Source organism: Curtobacterium sp. MCBA15_013, assembly GCF_001865095.1.
In the GTDB taxonomy this organism is placed as follows: Bacteria; Actinomycetota; Actinomycetes; order Actinomycetales; family Microbacteriaceae; genus Curtobacterium.
This window is the reverse complement of the sequence record NZ_MJGQ01000015.1, coordinates 198,571-214,973: the sequence shown is the minus strand read 5'-3', so window position 1 is coordinate 214,973 and position 16,403 is coordinate 198,571. Positions and strand designations below refer to the sequence as shown.

Genomic DNA, 16,403 nt, shown 5'->3' with positions numbered 1-16,403 from the left:
GACGCGTGACCACGATCGACGACGTCCTGCAGACCGTTCCCGAACCCGCCGGAGCCGACGTGCGCGTCGATCCCGTCCGCTACGACCACGAGGGCACCCCGCTGCTCGGCGTGCTGGCGAAGGACGCGGCGATCGCCGGTCGTCGCCCGGCCGTGCTCGTCGTCCACGACTGGCACGGCGTCAACGAGCACGTCGAGGCGCGCGTCACGATGCTCGCCCGCCTCGGGTACGTGGCCTTCGGCGCCGACGTCTACGGCGAGGGCGTCCGGCCGGGCGACGACACCGCCGCCCAGGTCGCCGGGTCGTTCTACCAGGACCTGGCGCTCATGCGGGCCCGCGTCCGCGCCGGCCTCGACCGCCTGCTCGAGGACCCCGACGTCGACCCCGCCCGGGTCGTCGTGATGGGCTACTGCTTCGGCGGATCCGCCGCGCTCGAACTCGCGCGCACCGGGGCCGACCTCGTCGGCGCGGTCTCGTTCCACGGCGGGCTGCTCACGCACGACCCCTCCGACGCGGCCGACGTCCGGGCGAAGCTGCTCGTCCTGACCGGCGCCGCGGACCCGGTCGTGCCGGACGAGAAGGTCCACGCGTGGCAGGACGAGATGCGGGCGGCGCCGGGCGTCGATTGGCAGGTCGTGACCTACGCCGGCGCGATGCACGCCTTCGCGGTCCCCGGCACCGATGCACCGGACCACGGCGCCCAGTACCAGGCACGTGCCGACCGTCGGTCGTGGCGGGCACTCGAGGTGTTCCTCGCCGAGGTCTTCGACGAGGAGCTCGCCGCGGTCTGAGGGCCGACACGCCGAGGGCGGGCTCGGGGCGGCCTCGATTGGCGTTCGGGGCCGGAGCTGTTGTAGAGTCTTCCACGGCCGCAAGGCCACGCGCTCGTAGCTCAATGGATAGAGCATCTGACTACGGATCAGAAGGTTGGGGGTTCGAGTCCCTTCGAGCGCACTGCACCACCGAACCGATCGAAGGCCCCGTCGCACTGCGACGGGGCCTTCGTCGTTCCTGGACCGATCGGCCGACCGGCCCGGGCCGGAGCCGCGTCAGCGCAGGCGCGCCGCCTGCTGCCGGTCCTTCTCGTGCTCCCGCACCACCGCGCTCACCGCGAGCCACAGGAGCAGCGACACGAACCACCAGAAGCTCACCACGGCAGCAGCGCCGGCGAGCGACGCCGCGAGCGGCACGAGCTCGACCGAGTCCGTTCCCTTGCCGAAGATGACGATCGCCGAGACCCAGAGCCCGATCGCCGCCAGCAGGGAGATGATCCACACGACCAAGAGACCGTCGCGCCACCCGTTGTCCACGGGACCACCGTACCGGAGCGTTCGCACAGGAACGCCGCGGACGCCGGCCACCGAGCAGCCCGGTCAGGACAGGTTGATCGCCACGATCAGGGCGACGAACCCGAGCGTCACCGTCCCGACGATGAGCACCGTCCCGGCACCCCAGGTCGTCCGGAGCCGGCGTCCGGGCTTCGCGACCTCCCGCACCCGCACGACCGGGCCGTCATCGGCGGAGACAGCCACCTCGGAGCGTTCGTCCCGCCACCGCGCCCAGCGCTCGACCCGGTCGTCGAGGGCGTCGACCGCCGCCGCGAGGGCCTCCCACCGCTCGGGCCGGTCCGTGATCAGGTCGCGGGCGCTGATCAGGTACATCCAGTCGTCCACGATCTCGACGTCGAGCCCCCGCAGGTGGTCGACGAGCCGCGCCATCACGTCCGGCGTGAACAGGTACAGCGCGTCGCGTTCGTACCCGGCGGGGCAGTACAGACGGAAGTACCGGTCGAAGTCGCCCTCCAACGACAGCACCTGCGAGCCACGAACGACCGACGAGGTGTGCAGCGGGCGTCGAGGGCCCTCCTCGGACCGCAGCAGGATGTTCGGCAACGCCACCGGCAGACGCATCGCGCAGTACCCGCCGAACGCCGGCGAGGTGTTCGTCATGGTCGACCGGACGAGCTCGTGGTTCGCGAACTCCAGGCCTCGGGGCCCGGGGGTCCGGAGCACCCGGTAGCAGTTCAGCGCGCCGCGTCGACGGAGCGGGGCGTCACGACGGGTCCCGGTCGGGCCCGGGCTGTAGGTCATGCCGTTGGCCGCCGCGAACCGGGCGAGGCGGTGGTGGACCCGCTTCCGTGGGCGTCGGCGCCGCACCCGGATCCACGCCCAGGTGCAGAGGACCCCGGCCAGGCCGAGGAAGGCGCCGATCACGCTCTGCACGAGGACCGCGGTCGCCACGTCCTCGCCGCCCTCGGCGATGGTGGCGGTGATGACGAGGGTGAACGCGAGCAGGCCGATCGGCAGGCAGAGTGCTCCGGCGCCGAGGGCGATCCGTCGGACGAGTCCGACCAGGTCGCGCGCCTCGGGGTGCTCGGCGACGAGGGCCTTCCAGGTCCGTCGCGCGTCGCGGCGTCGGACCGGCTCGGTGAGGGCGGTGGTGTCGATCGGTGTGCGCAGTGCCTGCACGGTTCCCCCCGGTTCGTGACCTCCCGACCCTACCGGGTGGGCAGACGGACGGGAGGCGCGGTGCCAGCTGGCACCGCGCCTCCCGTCCGTGACCCGGTCGCGTCGACTACGCGACCTGCGCGCGCACCTCGGCCAGCGTCGGGTAGTCGGTGTAGCCCTCGGCGCCGTTGCCGTAGAACAGCTCCGGGCGCGGCTCGTTCAGCTCGGTGTCCTGCTCCCAGCGGTACGCGAGGTCCGGGTTCGCGATCGCCGCGCGACCGACGCCCACGGCGTCCGCGTGGCCCTGCGTGACGAGGGCGATGGCCTCGTCACGGGTGGTCAGCGCGCTGAAGCCGGAGTTGGCGATGAACGGGGCGCCCGCGGTCCGGCGGATGTGCTGCACGAGGTCGCCGGTCGGCTCGGCGTGCAGGATGTCGACGAAGGCGAGGCCCAGCGGCGCGAGGCCCTCGGCGACGGCGGTGTAGACCGCGTGGACGTCCGCCGGGTCGCTCTCGAGGACGCCCTGGATGCCGTGCTCGGGGGAGAGGCGGATGCCGGTGCGGTCGGCGCCGATGGCCTCGGCGACGGCCGTGGTGACCTCGATCGCGAAGCGGGCGCGGTTCTCGGGCGACCCGCCGTACTCGTCGGTGCGCGTGTTCGACGCTGCCGACATGAACTCGTGCACGAGGTAGCCGTTCGCCCCGTGCACCTCGACGCCGTCGAGTCCGGCGGCGATCGCGTTGCGGGCGGCGCGGACGAAGCCCTGGACGGCCTCGCGCACCTCGTCGGTGGTCAGGGCGTGGGGGACGGGCATGTCCGCCTTCGAGCCGTCGGGGAGGTGGGTCTGCCCTGGCGCGGCGATCGCGGACGGGGCGACGATGCGCGGCGTGCCGGAGATGGCGGTGTGGGACACCCGGCCACCGTGCATGAGCTGCATCACGATGCGACCGCCCTCGGCGTGCACGGCGTCGGCGACGCGGCGCCACCCGGCGATCTGCTCGTCGGTCTCGATGCCGGGCTGCCCGGCGTACGAGCGGCCTTCCTGCACGGGCCACGTGCCCTCGGTGACGATGAGCCCGAGGCCGGCGCGCTGGGCGTAGTGCTCGACCAGCAGGTCGTTCGGGATGCCGTGCTCACCGGCGCGCGTGCGGGTGAGGGGCGCCATCACGATGCGGTTCGACAGGGGGAGTGCGCCGAAGTCGGCGGGTTCGAAGAGCTTCACGCCCGGGTGGAACGACGTGTTGCCGGGTGCAATTCCCGGTCGGGGCGGATCGTCAGGCTCGGGGGCACACGAGCGTCGAGGAGCGCACCTGCCCCTCGGGGCGGATCACCTGGTGCTGGGAGAGGGGCTGGCCGCAGATCGGGCAGCCGCGGTCGATCGTGCGGTCGTCGATGCCCTCGGGATGGCCGGCGCCGATCTGCGACGGGCCCATCTTGGCGATGAGCGTGCTGTTCCACCGTTCGTACCACTGTCCGAAGCGACCCACGGTCCGTCCTTTCGTTCGTACACGAACCATTGTGCCACGAACGGCTTCGCAGCACACGGCCGATCACACGGTGTCGACGCGTTCGAGCAGCTCGGTGAGCTCGTCCTTCAGTGCTTCGAGGCGTTCCAGCGGCCAGCCGAGGCGGTCGGCGACGGCGAGCGGGACCGCCCGGGCCTGTTCGCGCAGGGAGCGCCCGGCCACGGTGAGGGAGACCTCGAGCTGGCGTTCGTCCGTGGTACTCCGGGTGCGGCGGACGTAGCCGGAGGCCTCGAGGCGCTTGAGCAGCGGGCTGAGGGTGGCCGAGTCGAGCCGGAGTTCGCGGGCGATCTCGCGGACGGAGCGAGGGTCCTGCTCCCAGAGGGCGAGCATGACGAGGTACTGCGGGTGCGTCAGGCCCATGGGTTCGAGCAGGTCGCGGTAGAGCCCGATGACGCTGCGGCTCGTCGCCGCGAGCGCGAAGCAGAGCTGTCGGTCGAGGGCGAGCGGGTCGACGTCGGTCTCGGTCATCCGCCCACCCTACCGTTCGTGTACGAACGAGCGGGCGGGGTCTGCGCGCGCGGTGCTCGATCGAGTGGTTGCGGGCGCGGGGTTGCGACAACCCGCGAGTCGATCGACCGGCGGAGTGTCGGAACATGCGCACGCCGAGGATGCGCGGGCACAATGCGACAACACGCGTGTCGATCGACCGGCGGAGTGTCGAATCCACGGTGCGAGACGCACGCACAGGAGGCGCGGGCCGACCCGTGTGGGTCGACCCGCGCCTCCTGGGTGGTCGCGTCGTGCCTACGCGCGGTGCGCCGGCGGGTGCCCCGACTCGTGCGCGTTCGCGTCCGGCTCCACGGGGAGCGCGTGCGACCCGGTGTGGGTGCTCTCGTGCCCACCGGCCGGGTGCGACCGCTCGAGCTTGGCGCCCTCGACGTCGACGTCCGGCACGATCCGGTCGAGCCACTTCGGGAACCACCACGCGCTCTCGCCGAGCAGGTGCATCGCGGCCGGGATGAGCAGCATCCGGACGACGAACGCGTCGACCAGCACACCGAACGCCAGGCCGAAGCCGATCGGCTTGATGGTGGAGGAGTCCGAGAAGATGAAGCCCGCGAACACCGAGATCATGATGATCGCGGCCGCCGTGACCACCGCGCGACCGGCGTGCAGGCCTCGCTGGACCGCGACCTTCGCCGAGGCTCCGTGGGCGTACGCCTCGCGCATGCCCGACACCAGGAAGAGCTGGTAGTCCATCGCGAGCCCGAACAGGATGCCGATCTCGATGATGGGCAGGAAGCTCAGGATCGGTGCGGGGTCGTGCACCCCGAAGACGCTGCCGAGCCAGCCCCACTGGTAGATCGCGGTCAGGCCACCGAACGACGCCAGGACGGACAGGATGAAGCCGGCCGTCGCGGTGATCGGCACGAGGAACGACCGGAACACGATGATGAGGATGATCAGCGACAGGCCGACGACCACCACGAGGTAGAGCGGCAGCACGTTCGAGAGCTTCTCGGACACGTCGATGTTGGCGGACGCGTTGCCGGCGACGCCGAGCGTGACCTTCCCGTCGTCGGTGGAGACGGTCTGCTCGCGGAGGTCCTTCACGAGGGTCTCGGTCGAGACGCTGTCCGGGCCACCGGCGGGCTTCACCTGGAACGCGATGATGTCGCGGTCCTTCGAGGCGCCGATCGGCAGGACGGCCTTGACGTCGTCGTTCTTCGCGATCGCTTCACCGATGGTGACCTCGGTCGCGGTGACGTCGTCCTCGCTGACCGAGTCCGGCAGGGTGGCGACGACGAGGAGCGGCCCGTTCTGGCCAGCACCGAACTCGTCGTCGAGGGCCTTGTACGCCTTGTACTGGCTGGACTCCACGGACTCGGACGCACCCGTCGGCAGGCCGAGGCGCATCTGCGTGGCGGGGAGGGCGATGGTGCCGAGCACCGCGACGCCGGCGACGAGCGTGATGACCGCGCGCCAGGTCGACATCGGCTTGTTCGGGACGCGGGTCGAGTCGGTGTTGCCGATCTTCGCGCGCTCCTTCTTCCGGAGGATCCGCATGCCGATGAGCGACAGCAGCGCCGGGGTGAAGGACGTCGCGATGAGGATCGCGAAGAACACGGCGACGGCACCGACCGTGCCCATCAAGCCGAGGAACGGGATGCCCGTGATGTTCAGGGCGAGCAGCGCGACGATGACGGTCGCGCCGGCGAAGACCACGGCGTTGCCGGAGGTGCCGTTCGCGAGCCCGATGGACTCGTGCACGCCCATGCCCTGCTTCAGCTGGGTCCGGTGTCGGTTGAGGATGAAGAGCGAGTAGTCGATGCCGACCGCCAGGCCCAGCATCACCCCCAGCACCGGCGTGACCGAGATGAACTCGACGAGGCTCGAGAACGACAGGGCCGCGAGGGATGCGACGCCGACGCCGAGCACGGCGGAGACGAGCGGGACGGCGGCGCCGATGATCGTGCGGAGCATGAGGAACAGCACGATCGCGGCGATGATCACGCCGCCGATCTCACCGGGGCCGAGGATCGACGGGACGCCCTGGGCGATGTCGTTCGAGACGTACACGTCGACGCCGCTGATGTCGGCCGCCTCGGCGTCGTCCGCGATCTGGGTCTTCGTGTCGGCCGGGACCTCGTAGGTCGACTTCGTGAACTGCACGGTGCCGATGACGGCGCTGCCGTTCGACGACACGAAGCGGATGTCCTTCGACAGGTCGAGGAGCTTGGAGCCCTGCTCGAGCTCCTGTTCGCTGTCGTCGAGCTTCTTCGTGTTGTCGTCGATCTTCTGCTGTGCGGCCTCGATCTGCTGCTCGCCCGAGGTGATCTGCTGCTGCTGCGCGTCGATCTGTGCCTGTGCCTGGGCGAGCTGGGTCTGGGCGGCCGCCGCCGCGGCACCTCCCGCTGCCTCGGCCTGGGCCTTCTGTGCGTTCAGCTGGGCCTGCGCGCTGGCGATCTGCTCCTTGCCGGACGCCAGCTGCGACTTCTGCGCGTCGAGCTCCTTCTGGCCGCTCTCGATCTGCGCACGGCCGTCGGTGATCTGCTCGCGGCCGTCGACGATCTTCTGCCGCTGGTCGTCGAGCTGCTGCTGGGTGTCGAACCCGCTCGTGGCGCCCTTGACGCCGTCGAGCTTCTCGACCTTCTGCAGGAAGTCGGCGACGTCGGACTTCTGGGCGTCGCTGAAGGCCTTGCCGTTCGTCGTCTCGAAGACGATCGTGCCGGTGCCGCCGTTCGCGGACGGGAACTTGTCGGCGAGCTCGTCCTGCACCTGGCTCGTCTTGGTGTTCGGGATCGTGATCGACGACGAGATGGTGCCGGCGAAGAGCGAGTACGTGACACCCGCGATGCCCATGATCACCACCCACGCGATGATCACGAGCCAGTGGCGTCGTGCGGAGAACCGTCCGAGACGGTAGAGGAGACCGGCCATGCGGTTGCCCCGATCCTTTCGTTGTCAGCTGCTGTGGAGCGGGGTGCGCCGGTGGACCCCTGGGAGGGAAGTGTCAGTCGTCGGCCATGTAGCCGCTGCGGACGCTGTGCACGAGTCGTGCGAGCAGGGCGTCCCAGTCGTCGAGCGCGTCCTGGTCGAGGCGGGGTCCGGTCGTCGTGAGCCAGTGCTCGGCGATCACGACGATCCCGCTCATCAGGGACTCGACGAGGAGTGCGGCGTCGAGGGCGTCGGCGGCCGGGTGGCGTCGGGCGACCTCGTCGCGGAGTCGTTCGGTGACCCGTGCGAAGGCGGTCTGGGTGAGCACCGCGGCCTTCGGGTCGTCCTTGCCGGGGTCGCCGAGGATCCGGTACATCCCGGCGATCGCGGGCGCCAGGTCGGCACCGCGGGCGGCGGACTCGAGCTCGTCGAACATCGACGAGCGGCTGCCGTCGCCGACCGGGGTCTTCGCCATGTCGGCGAGGAAGCGGTCGATGATGACCGAGAGCTCCTGCTCGCAGACGGCCAGCAGGACCTCGTCGAGCGACCCGAAGTGGTTGAACACGGTCCGGCGGGCGATGTCGGCCCGTGAGGCGAGGTCCTCGACGCTGAACCCGCGGCCCCCGCGCTCCTCGACGAGGTCGCGGGCGGCCTGCAGGATCGCCGCACGGTGCTTCGCCTTGAGGGCAGCACGGCGGTCGATCGACAGGGTCACGGCCACGACACTAGGTGCATCGATGCACTCGGTGCAACGACGTGGAGAGCATCTTCAGGTACGTACCCCGGCAGGAACCGTGGTTCTGAACAGATGTGCACGTGGTTGACTGGGCGAGCACGTCCGCCGTACGAAGGAGTACCCGATGCCCGTCCGTCTGTCGCCGCAGCACCTCGACGAGATCGCCGCGAGCGGTGTCGCCGTCCCGACCTACGACCGCGACGGGATCACCGCCGGCATCGTGCACTTCGGCGTCGGTGGCTTCCACCGGGCGCACCAGGCGATGGTGATCGACCGGCTGCTCCAGCAGGGCGAGGCCCGCGAGTACGGCATCTGCGGCGTCGGCGTGCTCGAGCAGGACCGTCGGATGGACACGGCGATGGCCGAGCAGGGCGGGCTGTACACGCTCGTGCTCAAGCACCCCGACGGCACCCGCGAGTCCCGCGTGATCGGCAGCATCGTCGACTACCTGCTCGCCGTCGACGACCCCGACGCCGTCGTCGAGAAGATGGCGCACCCGGACACCCGGATCGTCAGCCTGACCATCACCGAGGGTGGCTACAACTTCGACCACGTCACCGGCGAGTTCGTCGCCGACGAGCCGGGCGTCGCGGCCGACCTGCGCGGCGACGGCCCGCCGCACACCGTGTTCGGACTCGTCGTCGAGGCCCTGCGGCGCCGGCGGGACCGTGGGCTGGAGCCCTTCACCGTGATGTCCTGCGACAACATCCAGGGGAACGGGCACGTCGCCCGCGAGATGTTCACCGCCTACGCCCGGCTGCAGGACCCGGCGTTCGCCGACTGGATGGACGAGCACGTCTCGTTCCCGAACTCGATGGTCGACCGGATCACCCCGGTCACCGCCGACGAGGACCGCGCCTGGGTCCGTGACGAGCTCGGCATCGAGGACGCCTGGCCCGTCGTCGCCGAACCGTTCTTCCAGTGGGTGCTCGAGGACGACCACCCCGCCGGGCGCCCACCGTACGAGCAGGCCGACGTCCAGATCGTCGACGACGTCGAACCGTACGAGCTCATGAAGTTGCGGCTGTTGAACGCGAGCCACCAGGGCCTGTGCTACTTCGGGTACCTGTCCGGGTACCGCTACGCGCACGAGGCCACGCAGGACCCGGCGATCGCGACCTTCCTGCGCCGGTACATGGACGAGGAGGGCACGCCGACCCTGCACCCGGTGCCCGGCATCGACCTCGAGGACTACAAGTCCACCCTCGTCGAGCGCTTCCAGAACCCCGAGGTCCGCGACACCCTCGCCCGGCTCTGCGCCGAGTCGAGCGACCGCATCCCGAAGTGGCTGCTGCCGGTGGTGCGCGAGAACCTCGCCGCCGACCGACCCGTCACCCTGTCCGCGGGCATCGTGGCCTCGTGGGCACGCTACGACGAGGGCACCGACGAGTCCGGCGAGCCGATCCAGATCGTCGACCGGCTGGCCGAGCCGTTGCACCGCATCGCGCTCACGCAGCGGGACGACCGGCTCGCCTTCATCCGGAACCGCCAGGTCTTCGGTGACCTGGTGGACGACGACCGGTTCGTCACGGCCTACCGCGACGCCCTCGACGGGCTGATCGCGGACGGTGCCCACGCGACGGTGACGCGCCTGTCGCGTTCCTGAGACGCGACCGGATACGGTCCAGGAGGCGCGGTGCCAGTCCGCACCGCGCCTCCTGGCCCGTCCTGTGGTGCGTCCAGGGCGCTAGGGTCGCGTCGTGAACCGGACCGACCGCCTGTACGCGCTCGTCGAGGAGCTGCGCGCGGCGGCACCCGGCCGGCGGAGCGCTCGTCGCCTGGCCGAGCACTTCGGGGTGAGCGTCCGCACCGTCGAACGGGACCTGCACGCGCTGCAGGAGGCCGGCCTCCCGATCTGGTCCGAGCCCGGACGCACCGGCGGGTACACCATCGACGCCCGCGCGACGCTCCCGCCCCTCGGGCTCACGGTGGACGAGGCGCTCGCCGTGGCGATCGGCCTCGGGACCCTCGGTGCGAGCCCCTTCCGCGACGCCGCCAGGAGTGCGGCGCGCAAGGTCACCGCGGTGCTCGCCGAGGACGACGCCCGTCGGACGGCACGACTCGCGGCACGGGTGCTCCTGCTCGAGGCGGGGGACCGGGCCCCGGCACCCGTCGCACTCGCGGGGGCGCTCACGGGCGGACGCGTGGTGCGGATGCGGTACCGGGACGCGACCGGCACCGAGACCGACCGCACGGTCGAGCCGCTCGGGTACGTCGGCAAGGGGGAGGACTGGTACCTCGTCGCCTGGTGCCGACTGCGCGACGGGGTCCGGGCGTTCCGCGGCGACCGGGTGCTGGCCGTCGAGGAGACCGACGAGGTCGCGCCGCCGCGGGTCGTCCGGACCGAGGAGCTCGACATCCCGCACGGGGTGCTCCGACCCGTCCTCGGGGACTGACGGTCCGATCCGCGGAAACCCCGACAGGACGGTGTCGCGGACGGCGAGGATGCTCGACCCCGGGTGGCCACGGTGGTCACCCGGGAAGGCACACCGTGGAGTTCGCATCGATCCGCATCATCACCGACGACCTGGACGGGATGGTGGCGTTCTACGAGCGCGTCACCGGCACCACCGCCCGACGTCCGGCACCGGTCTTCGCGGAGATCGTGACCGGCGGCCTCGTGCTCGCGCTCGGGACGCCGGCGACGGTCGCGGTGCTCGGCGTCGACGCGCCCCGGGCGGGGGCGGCGGGCAGCGCGATCGTCGAGTTCCTCGTGGCGGACGTCGACGCGACGTTCGACCGCCTGCAGGACGGTCCCGCCGACGTGGTGCTGCCGCCGACGACGATGCCGTGGGGCAACCGGTCCGCGATCCTCCGGGACCCGGACGGCACGCTGGTGAACCTGTTCAGCCGTCCCGCGTGACCGTTCGGGTTCGTCGATCCCGGGGATCGCGAACCGCGACGGTCAGCGCTCGTCGTCGTCCCACGGCACCGGCGTGGTCGTGCCCGTCTCCCAATCGCGGCGGAGCACGCCGTAGCCGACCGAGGCGACGGGGCGTCCGCCCTCGACGGGCCAGCCCTCGCGGTAGTGCGCCTCCTTCACCCAGCCGGCGCGGACGAACACGCGCCGCATCGCGACGTTGTCCTCGCGCGTCTGCCCCTCGAAGCGCGTGACCTCGGGCAAGGTGCGGAACACGTGGTCGGTCGTCGCGCGGAGTGCCGGGACACCGAGGCCCTGCCCGCGGAACCGACCGGCGATCCGGAGGTCGAAGAGCGGGACGGGGTCGGCCAGGTCCTCGAGCCGGACGATCCCGACGCGGCCGAGCTCGTCGTGCTCCAACCAGGAGGTGTCGTGCTCGTCGTCGCGGTACGTACCGGCGTCGACGGCGGCCTCGGCGTCGGCGCGGGGGATGGTGCGCCGGACGTGGAACGGGAACTCCTCGCCGGTGAGGAACGCGATCAGGTCGGTGCGGTCGGCGCCGGTCGGGTCGAGCCGGACGAGCGAGACGGAGGACATGGCGATCAGGGTAGCGGCGTCGTGCTCAGCGGCGTCGTGTTCAGCGGCGTCGTGTTCAGCGGGGGAGCGCGGCGGCCCAGCGGCCGATCGCGTCGTAGGCGCGCTCGCGGACCTCGGGGGCGGAGAGCACGACGTCGTGCACGGCGCCGTGCAGGCGTCGGACCGTGACCTCGCTGCCCAGGGACAGGGCGCGGTGCGCGACGACGTCCACGTTGAGCGCGACGTCCGCCCGCGCCATCCCGTCGTCCCACCGGGGTTGCAGCATGCTCTTGTCGCTGAGGAGGACGAGCACGGGCACCTCGAGGTCGAGTCCGGCCTCGACCGTGGCCTGGCCGTCGAACACCGCAGCGAGCCAGTTCGGGTGCAGGGGGAAGCCCCGGTCGGGTCGCCACTGCTGGTCGTACGTCCACGAGCCCTCGCCCGCGGCGGACACCGTGCGGGTGTAGAAGCCGGGGTCGACGGCGGGCATCGGCGCGAGCGGGTTCCGACGGGCGCCGAGCTTGATGACCGGCGCCACGATCGCACGGCCGACCGCGCTCGCCTGGAACTCGAGCCACGGGCTGTTCAGGATGAGACCGTCGACCCGGTCGGCGTGCCGGGCCGCCCACAGCGACAGGGTCAGCCCGCCGGTCGAGTGGCCCATCGGCACGAGCCGACGACCGGTCTCGCCGTGGTGCTCCGCGGCGATGGCGTCGAGCGCGGCGGCGATGTCCTCGTCGTAGGTGGCGAGGTCGTCGACGTTCCCCGGGGTCTGCCGCGGTCGCAGGCTCCGCCCGTACTTGCGCAGGTCGAGGGCGTGGAACCGTGCGCCGAGCCGCTCGACGCGTTCCGCGAGCTCGACCTGGAAGAAGTAGTCCGACCAGCCGTGCACGTACAGCACGTCGACGCCGTGCAGCGGACCGCGTGCGTGCAGCAGGAGGTCCGCGGCGGATCGGCGTCGTCGGACGAGCGTCGCCACCACCGGTCCCTCGTGGTCCTCGCCGAGCGGGAGCTCGAGGCGCTCGAACGGCGCCCCGAGGACGTCCTCGCGCCACCCGTGGTCCGCCATCCGTCGAGCGTATCCGGAGCCCCTCCGCGTGGTACCGGGGTACCACGCAGCGCGCCCGGAGATCGGTTCCGGTGCCGATGTGCGGGCGGGTGCGGTCTCCGTACGGTTGCCGCATGATCGAGATCCAGAACCTGACGAAGCGCTACGGCGAGAAGGTCGCCGTCGACGACGTGTCGTTCACCGTCCGCCCCGGGGTGGTCACCGGCTTCCTCGGCCCGAACGGCGCCGGCAAGTCCACGACCATGCGGGCCGTGATGGGCCTCGACAGCCCGACCTCGGGCAGCGCCGTGGTCGACGGGCGCCCGTACCGCGAGCTCCGCGACCCGCTCCGCCGCGTCGGGGCGCTGCTCGAGGCGAAGGCCGTGCACAAGGGCCGCAGCGCGTACGACCACCTGCGCGCCCTCGCCGCGACGCACCGGATCCCGAAGGCCCGGGTCGAGGAGGTCATCGGCATGACCGGTCTCGAGCGGGTCGCGAAGCAGCGCGTCGGTGGGTTCTCCCTCGGCATGGGGCAGCGGCTCGGCATCGCCGCGGCGCTCCTCGGCGACCCGCAGACGCTCATCCTCGACGAGCCGGTCAACGGCCTCGACCCCGAGGGCGTCGTGTGGGTACGGCAGCTCGCCCGGAGCCTCGCCGCGGAGGGCCGTGCGGTCTTCATCTCGAGCCACCTGATGAGCGAGATGGCGCTGACCGCGGACCGCATCGTCGTGATGGGCCGTGGCCGGGTCCTCGCCGACACGGACCTCGCCGACCTCGTCGCGTCCTCGACCGAGCGCTCCGTCTCCGTCCGGACGCCGGAGCCCGACCGGCTCATGACCGCCATCGCCGGTCCGGACGTCACGGTGACGTACGAGGACGACGGCGCACTGCACGTGCGCGGACTCGGCGCGGAACAGATCGGCGAGGCGGCCGCTGCGTCCGGGATCGTCCTGCACCGGCTGGCCTCCACCGAGGCGAGCCTCGAGCAGGCGTACCTCGAACTCACGCACGACGAGGTCGAGTACCGGTCGGAGGTCGCACGATGAGCGCCACGATGACGACGGACCGGCCCCGCACGCTGCACCAGCACGACGCCGCACGCATCCGGTTCTCGGGCGTGCTGCACTCCGAGTGGATCAAGCTGCGGTCCCTCCGCTCCACGATCTGGAGCCTGCTCGTCCTCGTCCTCGTGCCGATCGGCATCGGCGTCCTGCTCGCCTCGCTGGCGGACGACGGGGGCCGGACCGTCACCGGGGACGCCGCCCGGAACGCGCTCGTGCAGTACAGCACCAGCGGTGCGACGATCGCCGTCCTGGTCGTGGCCGTCATCGGCGCCCTCGTCGTGACCGGCGAGTACGGCACCGGCATGATCCGGTCGACGTTCTCGGCGGTGCCCCGGCGGTGGGAGGCGCTCGCCGCGAAGGGCATCGTGCTCGCCGCGACCGTGTTCGTCACGAGCGCCGTCAGCGTGTGGGCGACGGCGTTCACGACGCTGCCGATCGCCGACGCGAACGGGGTCGAGGCCTCGCTCGACGCCAGCGTCGCGATGCCGCTGCTCGGTGCGTCGGTGTACCTGACCCTCATCGCGCTGCTCGCCTTCGCCGTGGGCATCGTGCTGCGTTCCACCGCGGGGGCGATCGCCACCGTGCTCGGGCTCATGCTGGTGGCCCCGGTGGTGGTCCAGCTCGTGCAGGGATTCACGAACGCGACGTGGCTCGGCACGCTGAACAACCTGCTCCCGCAGAACGCCGGGCAGCCGCTCATGCAGTTCGGCACCGAGGACACCTCGGGCTGGCACGACGGCGTCCTAGCCTTGGGAGGGTGGAGCGGATTCGCGGTGCTGGCGGCCTGGGTGGTCGCGGCGTCGGTGACGGCACTCGTCCTGGCGCAGAAGCGGGACGCGTGACGATGACCGAACCCGTCCCCGGCGCCGTGCACGACGGCGCCGGGGACCTCACGCTGCCCGTCGCACCCGGGCGGATCCGGCGCTGGTGGGCCGGACACCCGCGTGCGGCGGACGTCCTGCTCATCCTGTTCTGGGGCGGCCCCGAGGTCGCCTTCGCGATCGGCGGTGTCTGGCGCGCGGACTCCTCGGTCACGAACACGGTCGTGGTGCTGGTCCTCGTCGGCATCGCGGTCGCGGGCATCCCGTTCCGTCGGACCCGGCCGCAGGTCACGGTCGTGGCCGGGCTCGTGTCCGTCGTCGCGATGGCGTGGACCGAGGCGGGGTACTCGCCGATGCTGTTCGCCGCCTTCGCCGCGTGCGTGTGGTGGTCGCGGGCAGCGGGGTGGTGGAGCATCGCCGTCGCGTCCGTGCTCGGTGCGGCGGCCACCGGGGTCCGGGTGTGGGTCGTGGCCCCGGGATCGGGTGGACTCGGCGAGGTCTTCGCACCCGCGCTGCCGGCCTTCCTGGTCATCGCGGTGCTGATCGGCACGACGACCGGGGACCGCCGCCGCTACACCGAGGCGCTCATCGACCGGGCACGCCAGCTCGCCCGCGAGCGCGATCAGCAGGCCCGGCTCGCTGCGGCAGCCGAACGCGCACGGATCGCCCGCGAGATGCACGACATCGTGTCGCACTCGGTCACGATCATGGTCCGACTGGCCGAGGGCGCCGCGGCGGGGCTGCCGGACGACGACCCGTCCGCGACGGCGATGCGCGGCGTCGCGGACGTCGGCCGGAGCGCGATGACCGACATGCGGCGCATGCTCGGTGTGCTGTCCGAGCCGGGTGCCGGCAGCGGCGGCGCCGACGCTGCGGACTCCCTCGCCCCGCAGCCGGCCGTCCGTGACCTCCCGCAACTCGTCGACGGCTTCCGCGCGCTCGGCACCCCCGTCACGCTCGAGGTCGCCGGTGGTCCGCCGGACGACGACGCCCTGCAGCTGGCGGTCTACCGCATCGTCCAGGAGGCCCTCACGAACGTCGTGCGGTACGCCCCCCGTGCCCGCGCGGTGACCGCCACCGTGACCACCTCGTCCGACGAGGTCGTCGTCACCGTGACGGACGACGCTCGACGCACCGCCCCAGCACCGCAGATCGGTGCCGGGCGTGGGCTCGTGGGCATCCGCGAGCGCGTGCACGCCCTCGGTGGCAGCGTCCACGCCGGTCCGCGCCCCGCGGACGGCTGGGAGGTCCGGGCGACGATCCCGGTCCGGAAGGAGGCCTGAGTGATCCGCGTCGCGATCGTCGACGACCAGCAGCTCATCCGCACGGGGTTCCGGCTCCTGCTCGACGCCCAGCCCGACATCGAGGTGGTCGGGGAGGCCGAGGACGGTGCCGCCGGCGTCCAGCTGGCACGCGCCCACCACCCGGACGTCGTGCTCATGGACGTCCGCATGCCCCGCGTCGACGGGGTCACCGCGACCGCCGCGATCGTCGAGCAGCTCCCCGACACCCGCGTGCTCGTGCTCACGACGTTCGACCTCGACGAGTACGCGTTCGGCGGGTTGCGAGCGGGGGCGAGCGGGTTCCTCCTCAAGGACATCAGCTCCGCGCAGTTGCTCGACGCGATCCGTGCCGTGGCCTCGGGTGAGGCGGTCGTCTCACCCCGCGTCACGCAGCGGATGCTCGACCTGTTCGGCACCCGGCTGCCGGATCCGGGGGACGGCGGCCCGGACCCCGCGGCCGCGCTCACACCCCGGGAACGGGACGTGCTGCTCGCGATGGCGCGGGGACTGTCGAACCAGGAGATCGCGTCGTCGCTGCACACGAGCGAGTCGACGGTGAAGACGCACGTCGGCCGGGTCCTCGCGAAGCTCGGCCTGCGGGACCGCGTGCACGCGGTCATCTTCGCCTACGAGCACGGCCTCCTGTAACGATCCGTACCGCCTC

General features: G+C 71.9%; 17 protein-coding genes and 1 tRNA gene. 9 read left to right on the top strand and 9 right to left on the bottom strand.

Features of this window, described 5'->3' with window-relative positions; genetic code table 11:
- Positions 1 to 5: 5 nt before the first annotated feature.
- Both BIV01_RS10520 and BIV01_RS10515 read left to right on the top strand, forming a co-directional pair.
- Entirely contained in the window at positions 6 to 791 is a 786-nt protein-coding gene (locus BIV01_RS10520; RefSeq protein ID WP_071302784.1) for a dienelactone hydrolase family protein, read from the top strand.
- Positions 792 to 881: 90 nt separating this feature from the next.
- Positions 882 to 954 (top strand) — tRNA-Arg (locus tag BIV01_RS10515).
- Positions 955 to 1,049: 95 nt separating this feature from the next.
- On the opposite strand, the gene BIV01_RS10510 is transcribed toward BIV01_RS10515, so the two are convergent.
- The 7 genes from BIV01_RS10510 to BIV01_RS10480 all read right to left on the bottom strand — a co-directional run bounded on the left by BIV01_RS10510 (position 1,050) and on the right by BIV01_RS10480 (position 8,066).
- A complete protein-coding gene (locus BIV01_RS10510; RefSeq protein WP_071302783.1) occupies positions 1,050 to 1,310 on the bottom strand; it encodes a hypothetical protein in 261 nt (86 codons plus the stop codon).
- Between the two features lie 63 nt (positions 1,311 to 1,373).
- Positions 1,374 to 2,468, bottom strand: a complete 1,095-nt coding sequence (locus BIV01_RS10505) for a hypothetical protein (protein ID WP_071302782.1) — start codon at positions 2,466 to 2,468, stop codon at positions 1,374 to 1,376.
- Positions 2,469 to 2,574: 106 nt separating this feature from the next.
- On the bottom strand, positions 2,575 to 3,669 hold the full coding sequence (locus BIV01_RS10500; RefSeq protein ID WP_071302781.1) for an alkene reductase: 1,095 nt from the start codon (positions 3,667 to 3,669) through the stop codon (positions 2,575 to 2,577).
- Positions 3,670 to 3,721: 52 nt separating this feature from the next.
- The gene (locus BIV01_RS10495) at positions 3,722 to 3,934 is read right to left on the bottom strand and encodes a hypothetical protein (RefSeq protein ID WP_175473687.1); all 213 of its coding nucleotides are present in this window, start codon (positions 3,932 to 3,934) and stop codon (positions 3,722 to 3,724) included.
- 63 nt (positions 3,935 to 3,997) lie between these two features.
- On the bottom strand, positions 3,998 to 4,441 hold the full coding sequence (locus BIV01_RS10490) for a MarR family winged helix-turn-helix transcriptional regulator (RefSeq protein WP_070418166.1): 444 nt from the start codon (positions 4,439 to 4,441) through the stop codon (positions 3,998 to 4,000).
- Positions 4,442 to 4,717: 276 nt separating this feature from the next.
- On the bottom strand, positions 4,718 to 7,354 hold the full coding sequence (locus BIV01_RS10485) for an MMPL family transporter (RefSeq protein ID WP_071302780.1): 2,637 nt from the start codon (positions 7,352 to 7,354) through the stop codon (positions 4,718 to 4,720).
- A 73-nt stretch (positions 7,355 to 7,427) separates the two neighbouring features.
- Positions 7,428 to 8,066: a TetR/AcrR family transcriptional regulator gene (locus BIV01_RS10480; protein ID WP_139219791.1), complete on the bottom strand. Its 639-nt coding sequence runs from the start codon at positions 8,064 to 8,066 to the stop codon at positions 7,428 to 7,430.
- Between the two features lie 145 nt (positions 8,067 to 8,211).
- Here BIV01_RS10480 and BIV01_RS10475 point away from each other — a divergent pair, with 145 nt between their 5' ends.
- The 3 genes from BIV01_RS10475 (at position 8,212) to BIV01_RS10465 (ending at position 10,950) form a co-directional block, all read left to right on the top strand.
- On the top strand, positions 8,212 to 9,693 hold the full coding sequence (locus tag BIV01_RS10475; protein WP_071302779.1) for a mannitol dehydrogenase family protein: 1,482 nt from the start codon (positions 8,212 to 8,214) through the stop codon (positions 9,691 to 9,693).
- Between the two features lie 94 nt (positions 9,694 to 9,787).
- Positions 9,788 to 10,483 carry a helix-turn-helix transcriptional regulator gene (locus BIV01_RS10470; RefSeq protein WP_071302778.1) on the top strand — a complete coding sequence of 232 codons (696 nt, stop codon included), beginning with the start codon at positions 9,788 to 9,790 and terminating at the stop codon, positions 10,481 to 10,483.
- 95 nt (positions 10,484 to 10,578) lie between these two features.
- A complete protein-coding gene (locus BIV01_RS10465; RefSeq protein WP_071302777.1) occupies positions 10,579 to 10,950 on the top strand; it encodes a VOC family protein in 372 nt (123 codons plus the stop codon).
- A gap of 42 nt (positions 10,951 to 10,992) precedes the next feature.
- Here the strand turns inward: BIV01_RS10465 and BIV01_RS10460 are convergent, their stop codons facing one another.
- Complete coding sequence (locus tag BIV01_RS10460; RefSeq protein WP_071302776.1) at positions 10,993 to 11,544, bottom strand: GNAT family N-acetyltransferase; 552 nt, start codon at positions 11,542 to 11,544, stop codon at positions 10,993 to 10,995.
- Between the two features lie 55 nt (positions 11,545 to 11,599).
- Positions 11,600 to 12,592, bottom strand: a complete 993-nt coding sequence (locus tag BIV01_RS10455) for an alpha/beta hydrolase (protein ID WP_071302775.1) — start codon at positions 12,590 to 12,592, stop codon at positions 11,600 to 11,602.
- 113 nt (positions 12,593 to 12,705) lie between these two features.
- Here BIV01_RS10455 and BIV01_RS10450 point away from each other — a divergent pair, with 113 nt between their 5' ends.
- Genes BIV01_RS10450 through BIV01_RS19765 form a run of 4 tightly spaced genes read left to right on the top strand, consistent with a single transcriptional unit; the run spans position 12,706 to position 16,387 of the window.
- A complete protein-coding gene (locus BIV01_RS10450) occupies positions 12,706 to 13,617 on the top strand; it encodes an ABC transporter ATP-binding protein (protein ID WP_070418174.1) in 912 nt (303 codons plus the stop codon).
- Positions 13,614 to 14,477 carry an ABC transporter permease subunit gene (locus BIV01_RS10445; protein WP_083413946.1) on the top strand — a complete coding sequence of 288 codons (864 nt, stop codon included), beginning with the start codon at positions 13,614 to 13,616 and terminating at the stop codon, positions 14,475 to 14,477. The genes BIV01_RS10450 and BIV01_RS10445 overlap by 4 nt, the downstream gene beginning before the upstream one ends.
- A gap of 2 nt (positions 14,478 to 14,479) precedes the next feature.
- Complete coding sequence (locus BIV01_RS19770) at positions 14,480 to 15,739, top strand: sensor histidine kinase (protein WP_071302773.1); 1,260 nt, start codon at positions 14,480 to 14,482, stop codon at positions 15,737 to 15,739.
- Positions 15,740 to 16,387, top strand: a complete 648-nt coding sequence (locus BIV01_RS19765) for a response regulator (protein WP_070418175.1) — start codon at positions 15,740 to 15,742, stop codon at positions 16,385 to 16,387.
- Positions 16,388 to 16,403: the final 16 nt, after the last annotated feature.